The following is a 19,156-nucleotide window of genomic DNA, read 5'->3' on the forward strand; positions in this document are numbered from 1 at the left end:
CGAGATCGGCCGTCGTACCGCGATCCGCGAGGGGTTCTCCTGCGTTGTGTCGCGCACCGCCGCCGCTCCGCCGACGGCCCCGCCGCCCGCCCCGCCGCCTGCTCCGCCGACGGCCCCGCCGACCGCTCGCCGCCGGCTCACGCCGCCGCACCCGTTCCGCCCCCGCACTATGGAGATCTCGTGACCAGCCACCTCCCCGGCCCCATCGACCCGCCCGCCCGTCTGCTGATGGGCCCCGGCCCGATCTCCGCCTACCCGAGCGTGCTGCGCGCGATGGGGGCGCCGCTCGTCGGCCAGTACGACCCGTTCATGACGGCCACCATGACCGAGACCCAGGAGCTCTACCGGCAGGTCTGGGCGACGGGGAACGATGCGACACTGCTCGTCGATGGCACCAGCCGCGCCGGCATCGAGGCCGCCATGATCTCCCTCGTGCGCCCCGGCGACCGGGTGCTGGTCCCCATCTTCGGGCGCTTCGGACATCTGCTGGCCGAGATCGCCGAGCGCGCCCTCGCCGAGGTGCACACGATCGAGGTGCCGTGGGGTGAGGTGTTCCCGGTGTCGGCCGTCCGCGCGGCGGTCGAGCGCGTCAAGCCGCACCTCGTCGCGTGCGTGCAGGGCGACACTTCCACCACGATGCTCCAGCCGCTCGACGAGATCGGCGAGATCTGCCGCGCCCACGGTGCCCTCTTCTACACCGACGCGACGGCCTCGCTCGGCGGCAACGCCTTCGAGATGGATGCCTGGGGCCTGGATGCCGCGACCGCGGGCCTGCAGAAATGCCTCGGCGGCCCGTCGGGGTCGGCGCCGATCAGCCTGTCGGAGCGCGCCGTCGAGGTGGTGCGTTCGCGGGCCCGCGTCGAGGCCGGGATCCGCGAAGACGGGGATGCCGTGGCACCCGACTTCATCCGGTCCAACTACTTCGACCTCGCGATGATCCTCGACTATTGGGGACCGCGCCGCCTCAACCACCACACCGAGGCGACGACCATGCTCTACGGCGCGCGGGAGTGTGCGCGGGTGCTGCTGGCCGAAGGGCGGGATGCCGTGATCGAGCGGCACCGCCTGCACGGCGACGCCATGCTCGCGGGTGTCGAGGGACTCGGGCTCACGGTCTTCGGCGACGTCGCGCACAAGATGACCAACGTCGTCGCCGTCGAGATTCCCGAGGGCGTGACCGGCGACGCCGTGCGCGCGGAGCTGCTGAGCGACTTCGGGATCGAGATCGGCACGTCGTTCGGGCCGCTGCACGGCCGGGTCTGGCGCATCGGCACGATGGGCTACAACGCCCGCACCGACGCGGTGCTCACCACGCTCGCCGCGCTCGAGGCGGTGCTGCGCCGACACGGCGCCGCGGTGGCGGCCGGCGGCGGCGTCGAGGCGGCGCAGGGAGTTTACGCGGCGGCACGCTCGTGACGCCGCTCGCATCCCGGACCGGGGTGGCTGTGACGGCGCCCGCCGCCGCGGCAGTGCCCACGTCACCGCGCCGCGCCGGCTCGAGCGGAGGCCGACCGTGACCACCGCCACCCGCCTGCAGGTCGCCCCCGAGCGCATTGCCTCGGCCGCCCGCCGCGTGATGGGCCGATGCGAGGAGCTCGCCCGCGTCACCGCGACCCCGGGCGGCATCACCCGCGTCTACCTCTCTCCCGAGCACGCGCGCGTGAACCGTCTCGCCGCCGAGTGGATGCGCGAGCTCGGCATGACCACGCGCCAGGACGCGGCGGGCAATCAGGTCGGCCGACTCGCGCCCGCGGGCCTCCCCGACGCCCCCGCGCTGCTCATGGGCTCGCACCTCGATACGGTCCCGGATGCCGGCCGCTTCGACGGAATCGTCGGGGTGTTGATGGCCCTCGAGGTCGTGCGGCTCATCCGTCACGTGGACGACGAGGGCGTGGCATCCAGTCCCTTCCCGTTCGCGCTCGAGGTCATCGCGTTCAGCGACGAGGAGGGCACGCGCTTCGGCAAAGCCCTGCTCGGATCATCGGCCGTCGCGGGACAATGGGACGAGGCGTGGTGGGATCTGACGGATGCCGACGGCTACACGCTGCGGCAGGCGTTCCGCGAGTTCGGTCTCGACCCCGGCCGCGTCGGCGAGGCCGCCCGGCGCCCCCAGGAGCTCATCGGCTACCTCGAGGCGCACATCGAGCAGGGTCCCGAGCTGCACCGCAGCGGCCTGGCGCTCGCCGCCGTGTCGTCGATCGCGTCGGCCCGGCGCTTCCAGCTCGTCGTCGAAGGAGAAGCGCGTCACGCCGGCGGAACGCCGTACGACATGCGTCGCGACGCCCTGCTCGGGGCGAGCGAAGCGGCCCTCGCGGTGGAGCGCATCTGCCGCGCCGAGCACCACATCATCGGGACGGTCGGCCAGCTCGAGGCGTTCCCCGGGGCGATGAACGTCGTGCCCGGCGAGGCGCACTTCTCGCTCGACCTGCGCGGCGAGTTCGACGCGACCCGCGACCACACATGGGACGAGATCTCGAACGAGCTGGATGCCATCATGGGCCGCCGCGGTCTGCGCTGGCGCGCCCGCGAGGTGCACAGCGCGCCCGCCGTCTTCTGCGAACCGTTGCTGCAGGACGTCGTCCGCGCGGGAATCGGCGGCGAGGCCCCCACCCTCTTCAGCCGGGCCGGTCACGACGCGATGGCGATCGGCGCGATCACCGGGGTGGGGATGCTGTTCCTGCGCAACCCCGACGGCATCAGCCACCACCCCGACGAGGCCGTCACCACCGCCGATGTCGCGACCGGCGTCCGCGCCCTCGCCGAGGCGGTGCTGCACCTGGGGGCCGAGCCGCGCTGAGGAACCGTCGGCGTCGGGCCCCGTCGTAAGAAGCGGCGGCGGGCAATCGAGCTAAATAGATAGTTACGCTATCCGATAGTGGCACTATCGAGTAGGGTGATCCCGTCAGAGGGGATGCCGGCCAGCTCGGCGCCCCGAACCCGACCTGAAGGGAACCCCCATGAGCACCCCCACCGCGCACGTCGTCCTCGGCGGCAACGGCGTCATCGGCCGTGAGACGCTGAGCGCTCTGATCGCAGCCGGAGAGCGACCGTCATCCGTGGGCAGGCGACCTTCCGCCGTGGACGGAACCCACTCCGTGACCGCCGACCTCCTGAACGCGGCCGAGGTCTCGCGGGCGCTGCGCGGCGCCGAGGTCGCCTATCTCACCGCCGGACTGCCGTACTCGAGTCGCGTGTGGGCGGAGCGGTGGCCCGTCGTTCTCGACAACACGATCGCGGCCGCGAAAGAGCACGGCGTGCACCTCGTCTATCTCGACAACGTCTACGCCTACGGCCTCGTCGACGGCGCGATGACGGAACACACCCCCCTGGCCCCGCGCAGCAAGAAGGGGGAGGTGCGCGCGGCCGCGGTTCGCTGCATCGATGACGCCCGGGCGGACGGACTGTCGGTGACGATCGGCCGGAGCGCCGACTTCTACGGCCCCAGTGCGAACACGAGCGTGTTCAACACGTTCGCCCTCGACAAGATCGCCGTCGGAGCGCGCCCCACGTGGCTGTTCGACGCCGACCAACCGCACTCGCTCACCTACACGCCCGACATCGGCCGTGCCCTCGCGCTCCTCGGCACGAATCCGGCCGCCCGGGGCGGCACGTGGCACCTGCCGACGGCCCCGGCGTTGACGGGGCGCGAGTACATCGAGATCGCGGCCGGTCCCGGTGTCCGCACGGCGGTGATGGGAAGCGCCACGATGCGGATGGGGGCGCTCTTCGCCTCAGCCGCGCGCGAATCCCTCGAGATGGCCTATCAGAACACCCGGCCGTATCTCTTCGACTCCCGCGCGTTAGAGACGGCGTTCGGAATGACGGCGACGCCGACGAATCAGGGCATCGCAGCGACGCTGGCCCATCGCCGCGCGCAGTCGTGACGGCCCGCACCCGCCGCTCCACCCGACGTCGCCCGTCTCAGGAGGCCCGGGTCGACCACCCCGGCCAGGGGTCACCGATCGGCCTTTCCGCTGTTCGGGCGGCACGCGCGAGAATCGTTCCATGACCGCGACCCCCGGCATCCTTCAGCTGCTCGCCTTCGCCGCCGAACCCGGGGGTGGAAACCCCGCGGGCGTCGTCCTCGACGCCGCGACCCTCGACGACACGCACATGCAGCGGATCGCGACCGAGCTGGGGCATCCCGAAACGGCGTTCGTGACCGCGCGCGACGGGCGACGGCTGCGCGTGCGCTACTTCTCGCCCGGCGCCGGGGTGCCGTTCTGCGGGCACGCGACGATCGCCACCGCCGTCGCGCTCGCCGAGGCCGAGGGCATCGGCGCCTTCACGTTCGACACGGCAGCCGGGCCGGTCGAGATCAGCACCGACCGGGACGCGGAGGGTCGCGTCACCGCCGGGTTCACGAGCGTCGAGCCCGCCGTCGCCGACCTCGAGGCCGAGGTGGCCGGTCGCCTCCTGGCACTCCTCGGCCTGACCCACGACGACCTCGACGAACGGATGCCGCTGGCGCAGGCGTTCGCCGGCAACCTGCATCCGGTGGTCGCCGTCGCCGCGCGCGAGACGTTCGACACCTTCACCTTCGATCCTGCCGCGATGCGAGCTCTCATGGACGAGCGCGGGTGGAGGGGGACCGTCATCGTGACGCACATCGGCGGCGTCATCGCCGACGGTCTGGTCGCGGAGGCGCGCAACCTGTTCCCGGTCGGCGACATCACCGAAGACCCGGCGACGGGCTCCGCCGCCGCCTCGTTGGGGGCGTACCTCCGGGACAGAATCGGCGTACCCGCGCCGTTCGCCTTCATCGTCCGGCAGGGGCGTCACGTCGGCCGACCGAGCGTCCTGGCGGTCGAGGTTCCGACAGCCGGCGGCATCCATGTGCGGGGCGGCGCCACGCCGATGTGACCCGTCCGCGTCGCCCCGGTCGCATTCCCGGTCCGCCGTCGCGCGTCCGAGGAAGCAACGGCGCCCGAACCGGGGAGACCGCCGCAGATCCCGGCGACACGCGCGAGTGCATGCGATCATGGGCAGACGTCTGTCCCCCGATCGCGCCGACCGCTGGAGAACGAATGTCCCCCCTTTGGAGACGACTCGTCCCCCGCAGCCTGCGCTTGCGCACGCGGCTGCGGCTCAAGAACGGGCGGTGGCGTCTGGCCACACCCGATCGAGTGATGCTCGAAGACGTGATCGTGCCCGAGTTCCTCGGCCGCGACGACATCCGGCGGATGCTCGACGTCGGAGTGGCCTGGTACACCCGCACCTACCCGCGGCTCTACCGGGGCATCGAGTACCACACGATCGACGTCGATCCCGAGATGCAGCGGATCGCGGGGCGACACCACCACACCCTCTCGATGACCGATCTCGCCACGGTGTACCCGCCCGACACCTTCGATCTGGTCGTGTGCAACGGCGTGTTCGGCTGGGGGCTGGACACCGCCGATGAGGTGGCACGTGGTCTCGAGGCGTGTGCGGACGTGCTGCGCCCGGGCGGATGGCTCGTGGTGGGGTGGAACGACATGGAGGGTCGACGCATCCCGGACCTCGATGCCCTCGCCGCCGCCCGCTTCGACCGGGCGACGCTCCCCGCCGCTCGTGCGGACCACCTGACGACCCCGACCCACTACGCCCACCGCTACGACTTCTTCGTCCGCCGGTGAGCGCACCGGCACCGGTGATCGCGGGGATCTGGGCTCACTACGACGACGACCTGCTCTTCGCCACCCCGACGATCGACCGGGCCATCCGCGGCGGCCAGAGCGTCCGGAACCTCTTCCTGACGGCCTCGGATGCCGGCACCGGCCTGTCGCCGTACGCCGCAGGTCGTGAGACGGGTATCCGTGCCGCCTACGACGTCATGCGCGAATCGTCGTCGCCCTGGTCGGACCGCACGACGGTGCTGTCGAACGGCGTCACCGTCACGACGACCGCTCCGGACGACGACCCCCGCGTCGCCCTGGCTTTCCTGCGGCTGCCCGACGGCGGGCTCACCGGCGGCGGGTGGTACGGGACCGGATACCGGACGATCCCCAAGCTCCTCCGCGGGCAGGTCTCGTCGCTGACGACGCTCGACACCGGTCAGGAACTCACCGTGACCAGCCTCATCGCCACGATCGCCGCGTTCGTCGCCGGGTGCGGGGCGACGGCGGTGCTCGCGAACATGCCCGATCACGCCGCGGGCAGCGAGGGCGACCATCCCGACCACGGTGGCGCGGGCCGGCTCGTGGCAGCGGCGGTCGACGCGGGACTCATCGATGCGGCGATCGTCCGCTACGCCGTCGGATACCCGCTCCACACGTGGTCGACGAATCTCGACGCCGAGGCCGTTGCCCGCAAGCTCGCCATCTTCTCGGCGTACGGCGAGCACGACGAGGTCCTGCGCCGCGACCCGGAGGCCTACCTCGCCCTCCCCGGGCTGGGCGAGTGGTTACGACGCGAGCATCTGCTCGACGATCGCGACATCGTGCGGGCCGACGGCGGGCGCTGACGGGTCAGCCGGGGGCTACCCGAAGGCGGGGCGGCTCGGGCGGGACCCGCTCACTCCCCGCTCGCGAGCCTCCACACCCGGTCGCGAGAGAAGGGCAGCTCGTACCCGCGACGTCCCAGCGCCCGCGAGACGGCGTTGCCGATCGCCGCCCCCACCGGGTTATAGGGCGACTCGCTCATCGACTTCGCGCCGAACGGACCCAGGCTGTCGTCGGTGTCGGCGAAGTACACCTCGGTGTCGGGCACGTCGGCGAACTGCGGCACGCGGTACGTGCGGAACACCGGGTTCTGCACGACGCCGTCCTCGATGTAGACCTCTTCGTACAGCGCCCCGCCCAGTCCCTGCGCCGCGCCGCCCTCGACCTGCCCGCGGCACTGCGCCGGGTTGATGACGACGCCGGCGTCGGCGGACTGGATCGACTGCAGCACCTTAACCGTGCCCGTCTCGGGGTCGACCGCGACCCGCGCCGCGTGCACGTTGAAGGCCAGCGAACGGAAGTCGCCGAACTCCGCGCCGTCGGCGGTCAAGCCGTCGGCGGTCAGGTAGCCGGCGGGCGCGGCGGCGACGATCCGTTCCCACGTCACCGTTTCGGACCCCACGCGGACCCCGGATGCCACGAACTCCACGTCCAGCGCGTCCGTCGCGGCGGAGTCGGATGCCGTCGCACCGGGGCCGGCATCGACCGACGCCCACACGGACTCGGCATCGCCCTCGGGCGCCGCGGCATCCCCTCCCGCCAGCTCGGTGGCGATCTCGACCATGCGGCGTCGAAGGGCCGTGCAGGCGCCGAACAGCGCCTTACCGGCGACGACGGTGCCGGCCGAGGCGAAGGCGCCGGTGTCGTGTCGCACGGCGTCGGTGTCGGCGGCCCACAACTCGAGGCGCTCGAGCGGCGCGTCGAGCACGGTCGCCGCGATCTGCCGGTGCACGGTCGCGGTGCCGTTGCCGAATTCGGCCGTCCCTACGCGCAGCAGATAGGTGCCGTCGGGGCGCAGGCTCGCGGTGGTGTGCGCGATGTGCCCGCGCGGGGCCATGGTCGCGATCATGGACGCGGCCATGCCCTCGCCCACGAGCCAGCCGGCGGGGGCGTCGGTGGCATTGCCGCGGCGCAGGGCGTCCTGGGCGAGGTCGAGGCACTGGTCGAGGCCGTAACTGCCCCAGATCAGGTCTTCCTCGTACTTCTCCCCGTCGTCGGGGTGCAGTGCGTCCCCCTCGCGCACGGCATTGATGCGGCGGAGGTCGAACGGGTCGATGTCCAGCTCCACGGCCAGCGCGTCGAGCGCCGACTCGACGGCGAACACCACCTGCCCGAGCCCGTACCCGCGGAACGCCCCCGACGGCGGGTTGTTCGTGTAGACCGCTTCGGCATCGATCCACTTCACCGGCACCCGGTACAGCGTCGTCGATTCGGCGCACGAGTGGAACAGCACGCCGATGGCGTGGTTGCCGTAGGCGCCGGTGTCGCTCAGCACGTCGATCTTCATCGCGGTGAGGGTGCCGCCGGCATCCGATCCGAGGGTGACCCGCACGCGCATCGGATGCCGCAGCGACGCCCGCACGAACTGATCGGTGCGTGAGAACTCGTACGCGACCGGACGACCGAGCTTCAGCACGGCGAGGGCCGTGAGGTCTTCGGTGAAGAGTTCCTGTTTGCCGCCGAAACCGCCGCCCACGCGCGTCGCGTAAACGCGGACGCGCTCCCGCTCCAGACCGAAGATGTGGGCGAGCTCGTCGCGCGCCAGGAAGGGCACCTGGGTGGAGGAGCGGATGACGAGACGCCCGTCTTCGTCGAGCCACCCGAGGGAGCCGTGCGTCTCGAGGGCCGCGTGGGTCACGCGTGACGAGCGCCATTCGCCGGTGACGGTCACCACGCTGGCGTCGAGCGCCGCACCGATGTCGCCCCCGTATCCCGTGTGGAAACCGGCGACGACGTTTCGCCCGGCCGCCTGCACGCGCTCATCGGGGGTGCGGTCGGGGTGCAGCAGCGGGGCGCCCGGGCGGCGGGCCTCGTCGGGGTCGAAGACGGCCGGCAGCACGTCCCACTCGATCACGACGGCCCGGCATCCGGCATCCGCCGCCTCCGCCGTCTCGCCGACCACCGCGACCACGCGCTGGCCGACGTGGCGCACGACGTCGTCGAGCATCCGTGTGTCGTCGGGGTCGTCGGTGCGGTGCTCGTGGCGACCCGTCGAGTAGCGCACGTCGGGCACGTCGGCGTGGGTGAAGACCGCGACCACGCCGGGGACCGCGAGGGCGGCCGAAGTGTCGATCGAGACGACGCGCGCGTGGGCATGGGGCGAGGCGACGACCCGCAGCACGAGCGGCGGGCCGCCGGGCACGGGGTCGTCGAACGTGAACGGCTCGCGGCCCTGCACGATGCGGCGCGCGGCCTCGGGGACGGCCGAGGTGCCGACGCGGCCGGTGGCTGCCGCTTCGGGCGCGCACGACTCCTGCAGATCCGCACCTTCCGGGGCCGGAGGGGTGGACTCGTGCCGATCTGCAGGAGGTGTGCGAGGAGTCCCCGAGAGCTCCGCCCGGTCATGCCCGGCGCAGCTGCCGCCGCAGCCTCCGGCGCCGCCCACCACGGCCGGTCCGGCGGTGCGGGTGCCGGTCGAGTCGGCGCTGCGGGTATCGGCCGGGTCGGCGGCATCCGTCGCGCACCCCACCCCGGTCTCGCGCACCGGCCCGAGGACCGACGAGCGGATGGCCTCCCGGATCGGGCGATAGCCCGTGCACCGGCAGAGATTCCCCTTCATCCGCCGGTCGAGGTCGTCGAGGTCGTCGGGCGTCAGCGTCGATGCCGTCACGCTCATGCCGGGCGTGCAGAAGCCGCACTGGAAGCCGAAGCCCTCGGCGAGGGCTTCCTGCACCGGGTGGAGCTCGTCGCCGGGGGCGAGGCCCGCGGCGGTCGTGATCGCGTGGCCGTCGAGGCGCATCGCCGGGACGATGCACGAGTGGGTCGGCGTCCCGTCGAGCAGCACTGAGCACGCGCCGCAGTCACCCGCGTCGCAGCCCTTCTTCACCTCGACGTGGCCCGTTTCGCGAAGCAGAGTGCGCGCGCTCTGGCCGGGCTTCGGCTCCGCGTCGATGGGGATGCCGTTGACTTCGAACCTCACGTCACGTCCTCCGGGCGGTCGTTGCGGGATGCCGTGTCGCGGCGGTGCGGCAGGCTCCTCCTCATGCGGCGCCCTCCTGCAGCTCGCGCGCGAAGCTCTGACGCAGCCGTTCTGCGAGCACGACGCTCACGCCACGACGCCAGTCGGCGCTGCCCAGGGGGTCGGTGTAGAAGTCGGTGGCGCTGGCGACGGCATCCCGCAATTCACCCGCTCCGGGCACGCGCGCGAATCGCAGCACGCGGGGCCGGCGCACCGCGGCGGTCACCACGAACACGGCGGAACCGTCGGCGTCGACCCGGGCCGTGACGACGGCGCCCGAGCGGCCGAGCTCGGCCAGGGCGATCTTGCGCAGTCCGACGCGCGCGCTGAGCGCGTGGGCGGGCACGTCGAGCGCGCGGACGACCTCACCGGGGGCGAGGGAGGTGGCGGCGTTGTCGATCACGAGATCGGCCACCCCGATCCGGCGTTCTCCACCGTCGGGCGTCCACACCAGGGCCGTGGCATCCAGGGTCGAGAGCATCGCGATCATCGCCCCCGCCGCGAAGGCCTGGCAGACGTTCCCGCCGACGGTGGCGGTGTTCCAGATCTTGAACGACGCCAGCAGGGCGTCAGCGGCGGGACGCGCCAGCGCGAGCGAGGTCCAGGCGGCGGGCGCCTCGTGCTCCGCCCACGCGAGCAGGCGGGCGATCGTGCAGGTGGCGCCGATGCGCAGGCCCGTGTCGGTGACTTCGATGTCGGGCCAGTCGAGGGTCGTGAGGTCGACGAACCCGGTCGTCCCCGGCTGCGGCTCGCTCATGAGCCAGGTGCCCCCGGCGATCACGACTTCGCCCGGGGCGAGGGCGAGGTCGCCGCGGGTACGGGCGGAGCGGTACGAGGTGACGGTGGTGATGTCCATGCGTCAGCCCGCGAGGATCCGGCCGGACCAGCGACCGTCGGTGAGCGTGTAGTGCTGGCGCACGCTCTGACCGAGCGGGTCGCCGCGCCAGAACGTCAACGTGAGGGGCCGCAGCAGGAATCCGGCCCATCGCTCCGGCGGATCGAGTGTGGGGTGCGTCTTGTCGAACTCGGCCCACAGGTGTCGACGGTCGTCGGCCGGCAGACGGGCGTTGTCGGCGGTGTTCAGCCACGCCAGGATCTGCAGGTAGCGTGACCGGCGCCGGTAGGCCTCGGCCGCGGAGGCAGTGCTCACGCGCTCGACGATCCCGCGGGCGACGAGTTGCCGACCCGCCTCGGGCCACGCCACCGAGAGGGCGGCGACGGGGTTCGCGGCGATCTCCGCGACCTTCTCGCTGGCCGAATCGGTGTGGAAGAACAGGCCGGTGGCATCCCGGTCGCTCACGAGCACATGACGGAGCGAGGGGATGCCGTCGCGACCGATGGTCGAGAGCGCGGCGAGCGGACGCAGCTCGCCGTCGTCGGCGGGGAGCCAGCGCACCAGCTGCGCGAGCGGATCGTCGACGAGCACGTCGATGTCGTCGACGTCGGAACCGAAGGTGGTGCCGGCCGTGATCATGGGTACCTCCTGGAGGCCGCGGGTACCGCCGAGCGTAGGGAGCGCGCGTTTCCTTCATGTTGCCGCTATGAACATTCGTCGAAACACGCGCTTCCTACACTCCCGACATGACCCTGTTGCCCCTGATCGACGCGTGTCCCAAACGCATGGAGTACGGCCCCTGCGGAGGGGTCGGCTTCGACGGCTCGTGCGAGATCGACGCCACGCATCTCTGCACGTTCCTTCCGCGGCGGACCGTGCCGTGGACGGGGCTCGATCGGGCGACCCCCGTCCATCCGGGGCCCCGGACCGCCGCCGCCGCAGAGACCCTCGCCTCCCTCGGCACGCGCCCGTGGATCGTGGCCGACCTGCCCGCGAGGGCGCTGAGTGTGGCATCCATCGACGCGTGCGCCTCGGTGCTCACCGGGGAAGTGGATGCCGTCCTCGCCGGTGACGCCGGAAGTGCGCGCGTGCAGTTCCCACCCGCCTACCGGGCGCACCTGCTGCACCGTCGAGGGCTGCGCGTGTGGACCGGGCTCAACATGCGCGACCGCAATCGCGTGGCGATCGAGGGCGAGCTCGCCGCCCTCGTCGTCGAGGGGGTCGCCGGCGTGCATTGCGTGACCGGCGATCACACCCGCACGGGGCACCGGCCCGACGCCGCTCCCGTGTTCGACCTCGACTCCACCGAGGCCACGGCTCTGGCGCGGGCCGCCGGCCATGTCGTCTCGGTCGCCGCGTCCCCCGCGGCGCCCCCACTCGATCGGCGGGCGGCGCGCCTGCGCGAGAAGCAGCGGGCCGGCGCCGACGTCTGCTTCGTCAACCACGCCGGCGGGGCGGCCCCCGTACGCCGGTTCATCGACGAGGTGGGCGACGGCACCCGGTTCATCCCGTGTGTCCCCGTCGTCGTCGACCACGCCTCGGCCGATCTGCTCGAGTCGTTCACCACGCTGGTGCTGCCCGACGGCTTCGTCGGTCGCATCCGTGGGGCCCGCGACACGCGCGCGGAGGGGATCGCCCTGGCCGTGGCGCTCGCCGAAGAGATGCTGGCCCTCCCCGGCGTGGTGGGGGTCAACCTCTCGGGTGGCCGGGAGGGCGCGGAGGAGTCGTTCGCCGAGGCGCTGGCGGAGGTGGCGCGCAGATTGCGCTGACCGTGCCGCCCCCGCCGCGCGCCGGAACGCGACGGGGCGTCAGGCGGCCAACGACAACAACCACGCGTAGAGGGCCATCGACGCCCCGTAGACGACGACGAGGATGCCGAAGCCGAGGAGCTGCGCGCGCCACCCCGGTTTCGGTTTCAGCCACCACGCGAACATCGCGAACACCCGGGGCATCACGAACCAGCCGAGCAACTGGGTGCTGACGAAGTTGCCGACGAACAGCGACAGCCAGAACGGGATGGCGTGCGGTCCGTCGAACAGCGGGGTGCTGACGAAGTAGCTCCACCCGAACACGATCGGGTACAACGCCGCGAGCACCAGGAGGTTGTTCTTCATCACCGATTCGCGAGCGGTCTCACCCGGCGCCCAGAAGTCGAAGCCGAAGCTCGACGTGGTGACGGACAGGTCGGCGTTGAAACGCTCGCCCTCCTCGAGCAGGCGCTTGCGCTCCGGTGAGTCGATCCAGACCGCGAGGTTCTCGGCCGTGTCGAAGGTGAGGATGACGACCCACTCGTCCTGGACGCCCGGCACCGGACGCTGGATCCGGTGGCCCCGGAAGCCGCGGAACCGCGCCTCCGCGTCGGAGATGCGCTTCTGCCATGCGAGGTAGTCGTCCTCCAGTGCCGCGGGGACGGTGGAGGAGATCAGGACGGAGACCTCGTCGCCGTGCGACGGGCTCTCGCGGAACAGGGTCACCTCCTCGTCGAGCACCTCGACGTCGGCGATCTGCTCGTACAGCGCCCGTCGCGCGGGGCCGTCGAGCCAGGCCCGCGCGGCGGCGGCGTCGCTGAAGCGCTGCACGAGGGTCCAATCGTTCCTCGAGTCGCTCGGCGAGATGACGGTGCTGCCGAGATACCCCGGCGTGCCCGTGAGGGCGCGGCCCGACCGATCGAGCCAGCCCTCGAAGGCGTCGACGTCGCGGGCCGCGACCTTCCGGTGCGTGATGAGGGTGACCGCCGTGTCGTCGGAGCCCGACACCTCCGCGGGGGTCGGGCCGTCGTCCGCGACGGCGAGGCGCTCCACGCCTAGCCCTTCTTGTACAGGCGCACGCCGGAGACCCAGGTCTCGTCGACGTTGCGGTCATCGCCGACCATCATGACCGCGAACAGCGCGTGTGCGGCCTCTTCCATCGTGGTCGGGCCCGCCTCGTCGAAGAACAACGACTGGTGCCACGGCATCGCCGACGGACCCGCGTTCCAGTCCAGCGCGACGAAGTCCGCGGACTTGCCGACCTCGAAGTTGCCGACCTGGTCGTCGATGTACAACCCCTCCGCGCCGCCCAGGGTGACCGACCAGAACGCTCGGTACGGCGAGAGCTTGCTGCGCTCGGACGCCGCGAGGTCTTGCGTGACGCGGTTCGTCGTGCCGTCGAGCAGGGTGTTGCCCAGCATCCCGACCTTGTAGGCCTCGTCGAGGACGTGGATCATGCTGAACCGGTTGCCGCCGCCCATGTCGGTGCCGAACGACATCTTGACGCGCCGGTCGGGGTCGGTCGCCTTCCCCAGCCGGAAGATTCCGCTGCCCAGGAAGAGGTTCGAGCACGGGCAGAACACCACCGCGCCTCCGCTGTCGGAAAGGCGTCCGAACTCATTGTCGGAAAGCCAGACCGCATGTCCGCCCGAGAATTTCGGGCCGACCAGATCGTATTTCTCGTACACGCCGAGGTAGTCCGTGCAGTCCGGGTGCGCCAGGAGGAGATTGGAGATCTCCAACGGGTTCTCCGAGATGTGGGTGTTCACCCAGAGATCCGGGTGCTCCTGCTTCAGCCGTTGGCAGGCCTTCAGCAGGTCCTTGCTCGCGCCGAGGGCGAATCGCGGGGTGATCGCATAACGGTTTCGACCCACTCCGTGATACTTGGCGATCATCGCCTTGCTGTCGTCGTAGAACTGCTCGGGCGTGCTCGTCGAGCCTTCCGGCGCGAACTGATCGATGCCGGTCACCCCGCTGATCACCAGCATGTCGCGCCGCGCGGCGGCCTCGAAGAACTCCTCGACCGCGACGGTGGAGGTCGTCGTGAACGCCTGCACGGTCGTGGTTCCACCGGCCAGCATGTTCTCGAGGAAGCGCTCCGACCCCTCACGCGCGTATTCACGGTCGCTGTAGCGGGCCTCTTCGGGGAACACGGTGTCGATGAGCCACGGCAGAAGCTGCTGCCCGAAAGCACCCAGGGCCCGCGTCTGCGGAACGTGCACGTGGCCGTCGATGAAGCCGGGAGTGATGATGCGTTCGCGGATCTCGGTGACGTCGAGATCGGGGTGAAGGGGGGAGACCTCGTCGAAAGGCCCGAAGGCGACGATGACCCCGTCCTCGATGACGAGGAGTCCGTCCCGGAGGAATCGCGCCGATTCCTCTTCCCGACCGACGTGCTTCCACGGGTCGTCCACGAAATCGAAGAATGTGCCGCGAATTCCAGAAGTGACGATGATTGCGCCTTTCGAAGAGGGCAGGTCAGTGCCCGCGACAAGGAGCACCCTTGTCACCGGCGGGTGTCCCCCCGGACACCTAGCTTGATAGTGGCATAAAACAGTTTCGGCCTGGGAAGAAATTAAAGCGACCAGCGCGTGACGTATTCGGCACGCCGTGGGCCGCGTCACGGAGTGCATTTCCGGGGGTGAGCGGATGCCGGATGCCGGGTGTCGCGCAGCCGCCCGGGAGCGGCGGGGCAGGTGCCGGGAGGCGTCGCGACCTGTCGTGCCTCAGTGCATGACCATCCCGCCGGTGACATTGATCGCCTGGCCCGTGAGGTAGCTCCCGGCCGTCGAAGCGAGGAAATGCGTCACCCCGGCCACGTCCTCCGGAATGCCGAGCCGGCCCAGCGGCGACTTCGCGCTCCACGCGGCGACATCGGCCGCCGACCGGGTGTCGGCGCCCATGTCGGTGAGCACGTACCCCGGGCAGACGGCGTTGACGGTGACGCCGTGGCATCCCCATTCCTGGGCCCCGGCCCGCGTGAGGGCGACGACGGCGGCCTTGGACGCGGCGTAGTGGGCCTCGCCGCCCCCGCCGAGCTTCGCGGCCATGCTGGCGATGTTGACGATCGAGCCCCCGCGCGCCTCGAGCATGACCGGAGCCACGGACTGCATGGTCAGCAGGGTCGCTCGCGCGTTGATGTCGAGCACGCGGTCCCAGTCGTCGACGGTGATGTCGAGCAGCGGAACGTGCTGGAAGATGCCCGCGCAGTTCACGAGCACGTCCACACCGCCCAGCTGAGCGACGGCCTCGTCGATCGCGCGGCGGGTGTCGTGGGGATCGCGAAGGTCGACCGCGACGAACACGGATGCCGTGCCCTCGGCTGGAGCGCGACGATCGAGCACCACGACCCGGGCGTCGTCGGCGAGGAACCGCTCGACGATGGCGGCGCCGATGCCGCCGGATCCGCCCGTGACGATGACGCGCTGAGACATGGCATCCCTTTCCCGGGACGTCGGGTACGCCCCGGCCGCACCGTACGCCCGGCGGTGGACGCCCGGACGACGGCGCTGTTTCGGCGACGTAACGGCTTCGCGGGCCGGTGCGGCGCCGGGGCGGTGCGTGGGTGCGGGCGGACGCGCTGCGGGCCGCGCCGCGCGGCGCGGAGCACGGGTTGCCGGGCGCCCCTCCGCTACCGCGCCGGCACCTCGGCCAGCAGCTCCCAGACACGCACGGCGTCCACCTCGAGACGCGCGTCGGTGCCCCGGGAGCGCCACGCGTCGCGGTCGAAAACGTAGGCGCGCACCACGTCGAGCACGTACAGCCGATTCTGCGGCACACCGGCGAGGGCCGCGACCTCCGCCTCCCGCTCGGAGTCGCTCACCGCGTCTCGGAGCAGCCGCGCGGCGAGGACGTCCCGCGCGCCCGTGGCATCCACCTCCCGCGCCGCGAAGGAGAGCTGCACACCGTCGGCGTCGGAGACCGTCGCGGCCGTGTCGTAGACGACCCCGGAGGCCCGGCCCGACGCCGCGATCGCCCGCGCGTGCCGCGACTCGCGGTCGGACTCGACGTACAGACCGCCGGGGAGCAGACGGTACTGCGCGGCGGCCGTCCACGGCCCGTCGGCGTCGGCCGTTCCGATGACGACGAAACGCTGTCCCGCGAGGATGGCGGCCGCGCGCTGCACCGGGGTGGTCATCACGCTATGGTGCGCGGCGTCCGCGACGCCGGTGTTTCCGGGGCGTAACGCTTCTCCGTCGAGGGCCCGGTCGTCGGCATCCGGGGTCGTACGCTCGGGTCGACCGCGCCCATTCCGGCCCGACCGTCGTGCCCGCAGACAGGCCGCGACCGAGCGGGTGCCGAGGCGTCGGGCGACCCGAAGGGAAAGACCCCCGTGACCCCCACCGCGCACCCCGCGATCACCGACCCCCACGTGCGCGCGCACCTCGAACGTCTCGCCGCGCAGGCGGGCACGATCCCTTCGGGAGCCACGGATGTCACCGGCGACGACGCCGCGCGCGTGGCCGAGTTGCGGGCGAACCCATCGTGGATCCGTCTTCCCGACGACGAGGTCGTGGAGTCGATCGACGCGGATGCCGACGGACTGGCACTGCGCCTCTACCGTCCGCGCGGCGGTCACCGGGGAACGCTCGTCTTCGCCCACGGCGGGGGTTGGGTCGCCGGCGACCTCGACAACAACGACGCCCTCTGCCGCGCTCTCGCCGCCGCGACGGGCACGCAGGTGCTCAGCGTCGACTATCGCCTCGCGCCCGAGCATCCCTTCCCCGCAGGTCTCGACGACCTGGACCGCGCCCTGCGTTTCGCCGCCGACGGAGCGGGCGGGTTGGTCGATCCGACGTTGCTGGGCGTCGCCGGGCACAGCGCCGGCGGCAACCTCGCGGCCGCGCTCGCGTTGCGCTCGCGCGAGGGCCGGGCTCCCGGCATCCGGTGCCAGGTGCTGCTGTGCCCGGTGCTCGATGCGCCCGACCCGTCGCGCCCGAGTTACCGCGCCCACACCGAGAACCTGCCGCTGACCTCCAGGGGGATGCAGTGGTATTGGGGGTTGTACGTGCAGGATGCCGTGGGCTCCGCGCCGGTCGAAGCCGCGCCGCTGCGCGCGACGGACCTCGCCGGATCCGCTCCGGCGGTGATCGTCGCGGCGTCCGTCGACCCGCTCTCGGACGAAGCCGAGGAGTACGCCGGCCGCCTCACGGCATCCGGTGTTCCGACCACGTTCGTGCGCCGCGAGGGCGTGCCGCACCTCTTCCTGGTGTTCCCCTCGACGCCCGCGCGCGATGAGGTGCTGGCGCAGATCGCTCCGGCCGTGCGCCGCGCTTTCGCGTAGCGCGGGTTCACGCCTGCCGCGCTCACCCGCGGCCGGCTGCCCGTCCGCTGCCCGTCGCCCGTCGAGTGTCCAAAACACCCGGACGCCTCGAGAATCCGTCCGGGTTTCGTGGACACTCGACGCCGGGATCTGCCTCGAACCCGCCCCGCAAACAGCCCGCCACCCGTCCGGAACACCGCGGAAACACGCCATTGTTACCGTCATCAACATGTCGCTTCTGGTCACGAACGCCCGCCTGATCACCGTCCCCGCCGGTACCGACGACACCGGCTACATCGAGCGCGGATACCTGCTCGTGCAAGGTGGCCGCATCGCCGCGATCGGCGCCGGAGACCCCGATCCGGGCGTCACCGCCGACGAGATCCTCGACGTCGACGGCAAGTTCGTCGCTCCCGGCTTCGTGTCATCGCACAGCCACCTCTTCACGAGCGGTTCGCGCGGTCTCGGCGTCGACCAGACGCTGTACGGCTGGTGCACCTCGATGTTCAGCGTGCTGAACAACGCCTCACCCGACCAGATCTACTGGGCGACCCTGCACGGCTCGCTCGACTTCCTTGCCAACGGTGTGACCACGGCCTACAACTTCACCGACCCCCTCCTGCCGTGGGAGCCGATGGTCGAGGGCAAGCGCGCCGACGGCGGCGGGCAGCTTCGCGACCACGCCTGGCACACCCGCCAGGCCGATGGATGCCACGACGCGGGGCTCCGCTTCGTCGACTCCATCGCGCTCGATGCCACCGTCGGCACCGACGAGGAGATCTTCGCCCGCTTCGAGGCGTCGCTCGATCACGTGCTCTCGATGGACCCCGACCTCGCCCTCGGCGCATCGATCATGGGCCAGGTGCAGTGGTCGACGCGGCCCGACGCCGCCGAGATCGAGGTCGCCGTCATGGACCGCTTCGGCGTCACCAACCAGGCGCACTTCCTCGAGACGTACGAGGCGATCGAGCACCAGCAGACGAAGTTCCAGCTGTACAAGAACGCCGGAGCCCTGCGCCCCGGCATGATGTTCGGCCACTTCATCCAGACGACCCCCGAGATCATCGCGGATGCCGCTGCGGGCGGCGCGTCGATGTCGTGGCAGCCGGCATCCAATGGGCGTCTCGCATCGGGGATCGCCCACGTGCCCGAGATGCTCGAGCAGGGCATGAAGGTCGGAATGGGCCTCGACGACCAGGCCTGCACCGATGTCGCCGACCCCTGGCAGAACATGCGCATGGGCATGTTCATGCAGCGCGCCCGCACCCACGACCCCCTGTCGATGATGCCCGAGCGGGTGCTGCGCCTGCACACCCTCGGGGGCGCGGAGATCATGGGCGTCGACGACCGCGTCGGCAGCCTCGAGGTCGGCAAGTTCGCCGACTTCGTCGTGGTCGACCCGCGCACCCCCGACATCGGCCCGCTCTGGAACCCCGTGCGCAGCTACGTCCTCGCCTGCGGCCTGCGCAACCTCCAGCAGGTCTACGTCGGCGGCAAGCTCGTCAACGACCGCGGCGTCTCGACGAACCCTCTCGCCGCGGAGGCCTCCCGCGTGCTGCACGAGGAGCTGCCGGCCCTGGCCGAGGAGTTCGGCGTCATCCTGTAGCCCGTGGCCCCGCAGAACTCCGGCCCAGCCGCGCCCCCGTGGCCCCGTGGCCCCGCAGAACTCCGGCCCGAGCCGCGCCCCCGTGGCCCCGCGCCGCGTAGACG

16 protein-coding genes are annotated in these 19,156 nt (G+C 71.6%); 9 read left to right on the forward strand and 7 right to left on the reverse strand.

All coding sequences use genetic code 11. The features are described 5' to 3' along the window. Positions 1-180: 180 nt before the first annotated feature. The 6 genes from MT347_RS00210 (at position 181) to MT347_RS00235 (ending at position 6,445) form a co-directional block, all read left to right on the forward strand. On the forward strand, positions 181-1,416 hold the full coding sequence (locus MT347_RS00210; RefSeq protein WP_308194192.1) for an alanine--glyoxylate aminotransferase family protein: 1,236 nt from the start codon (positions 181-183) through the stop codon (positions 1,414-1,416). A gap of 97 nt (positions 1,417-1,513) precedes the next feature. Further along, a complete protein-coding gene (locus MT347_RS00215; RefSeq protein WP_243497056.1) occupies positions 1,514-2,797 on the forward strand; it encodes an allantoate amidohydrolase in 1,284 nt (427 codons plus the stop codon). Positions 2,798-2,957: 160 nt separating this feature from the next. Further along, positions 2,958-3,884: an NAD-dependent epimerase/dehydratase family protein gene (locus MT347_RS00220; RefSeq protein ID WP_243497057.1), complete on the forward strand. Its 927-nt coding sequence runs from the start codon at positions 2,958-2,960 to the stop codon at positions 3,882-3,884. Positions 3,885-4,005: 121 nt separating this feature from the next. Beyond that, entirely contained in the window at positions 4,006-4,863 is an 858-nt protein-coding gene (locus tag MT347_RS00225) for a PhzF family phenazine biosynthesis protein (protein WP_243497058.1), read from the forward strand. 164 nt (positions 4,864-5,027) lie between these two features. Next, on the forward strand, positions 5,028-5,618 hold the full coding sequence (locus MT347_RS00230) for a trans-aconitate 2-methyltransferase (RefSeq protein ID WP_243497059.1): 591 nt from the start codon (positions 5,028-5,030) through the stop codon (positions 5,616-5,618). Next, positions 5,615-6,445, forward strand: a complete 831-nt coding sequence (locus MT347_RS00235; RefSeq protein ID WP_243497060.1) for a PIG-L family deacetylase — start codon at positions 5,615-5,617, stop codon at positions 6,443-6,445. The genes MT347_RS00230 and MT347_RS00235 overlap by 4 nt, the downstream gene beginning before the upstream one ends. Positions 6,446-6,495: 50 nt before the next feature. Here the strand turns inward: MT347_RS00235 and MT347_RS00240 are convergent, their stop codons facing one another. The 3 genes from MT347_RS00240 to MT347_RS00250 all read right to left on the reverse strand — a co-directional run bounded on the left by MT347_RS00240 (position 6,496) and on the right by MT347_RS00250 (position 11,074). Beyond that, positions 6,496-9,561, reverse strand: coding sequence for a molybdopterin-dependent oxidoreductase (locus MT347_RS00240; RefSeq protein ID WP_243497061.1), 3,066 nt, complete (start codon positions 9,559-9,561; stop codon positions 6,496-6,498). A 61-nt stretch (positions 9,562-9,622) separates the two neighbouring features. Next, complete coding sequence (locus MT347_RS00245; protein WP_243497062.1) at positions 9,623-10,456, reverse strand: FAD binding domain-containing protein; 834 nt, start codon at positions 10,454-10,456, stop codon at positions 9,623-9,625. Between the two features lie 3 nt (positions 10,457-10,459). After that, positions 10,460-11,074, reverse strand: coding sequence for a pyridoxal 5'-phosphate synthase (locus MT347_RS00250; protein ID WP_243497063.1), 615 nt, complete (start codon positions 11,072-11,074; stop codon positions 10,460-10,462). Positions 11,075-11,181: 107 nt separating this feature from the next. Between MT347_RS00250 and MT347_RS00255 the strand changes: the two genes are divergently transcribed. Beyond that, positions 11,182-12,204 carry a methylenetetrahydrofolate reductase C-terminal domain-containing protein gene (locus tag MT347_RS00255; RefSeq protein ID WP_243497064.1) on the forward strand — a complete coding sequence of 341 codons (1,023 nt, stop codon included), beginning with the start codon at positions 11,182-11,184 and terminating at the stop codon, positions 12,202-12,204. Positions 12,205-12,243: 39 nt separating this feature from the next. On the opposite strand, the gene MT347_RS00260 is transcribed toward MT347_RS00255, so the two are convergent. The 4 genes from MT347_RS00260 to MT347_RS00275 form a co-directional block, all read right to left on the reverse strand. After that, positions 12,244-13,236, reverse strand: a complete 993-nt coding sequence (locus MT347_RS00260; RefSeq protein ID WP_243497065.1) for an antibiotic biosynthesis monooxygenase — start codon at positions 13,234-13,236, stop codon at positions 12,244-12,246. A 2-nt stretch (positions 13,237-13,238) separates the two neighbouring features. Further along, on the reverse strand, positions 13,239-14,816 hold the full coding sequence (gene guaD, locus MT347_RS00265) for a guanine deaminase (RefSeq protein ID WP_279390900.1): 1,578 nt from the start codon (positions 14,814-14,816) through the stop codon (positions 13,239-13,241). A gap of 93 nt (positions 14,817-14,909) precedes the next feature. Then, complete coding sequence (locus MT347_RS00270) at positions 14,910-15,617, reverse strand: SDR family NAD(P)-dependent oxidoreductase (protein WP_243497067.1); 708 nt, start codon at positions 15,615-15,617, stop codon at positions 14,910-14,912. 197 nt (positions 15,618-15,814) lie between these two features. After that, positions 15,815-16,321, reverse strand: coding sequence for a pyridoxamine 5'-phosphate oxidase family protein (locus tag MT347_RS00275; protein ID WP_243497068.1), 507 nt, complete (start codon positions 16,319-16,321; stop codon positions 15,815-15,817). A 195-nt stretch (positions 16,322-16,516) separates the two neighbouring features. Here MT347_RS00275 and MT347_RS00280 point away from each other — a divergent pair, with 195 nt between their 5' ends. Together MT347_RS00280 and MT347_RS00285 are read left to right on the forward strand one after the other, a co-directional pair. Next, on the forward strand, positions 16,517-17,467 hold the full coding sequence (locus MT347_RS00280; RefSeq protein WP_243497069.1) for an alpha/beta hydrolase: 951 nt from the start codon (positions 16,517-16,519) through the stop codon (positions 17,465-17,467). 208 nt (positions 17,468-17,675) lie between these two features. Beyond that, positions 17,676-19,052: an amidohydrolase family protein gene (locus MT347_RS00285; protein WP_243497070.1), complete on the forward strand. Its 1,377-nt coding sequence runs from the start codon at positions 17,676-17,678 to the stop codon at positions 19,050-19,052. Positions 19,053-19,156 lie beyond the last annotated feature (104 nt).

The organism is Microbacterium sp. VKM Ac-2923, assembly GCF_022815605.1.
Lineage (GTDB): Bacteria > Actinomycetota > Actinomycetes > Actinomycetales > Microbacteriaceae > Microbacterium.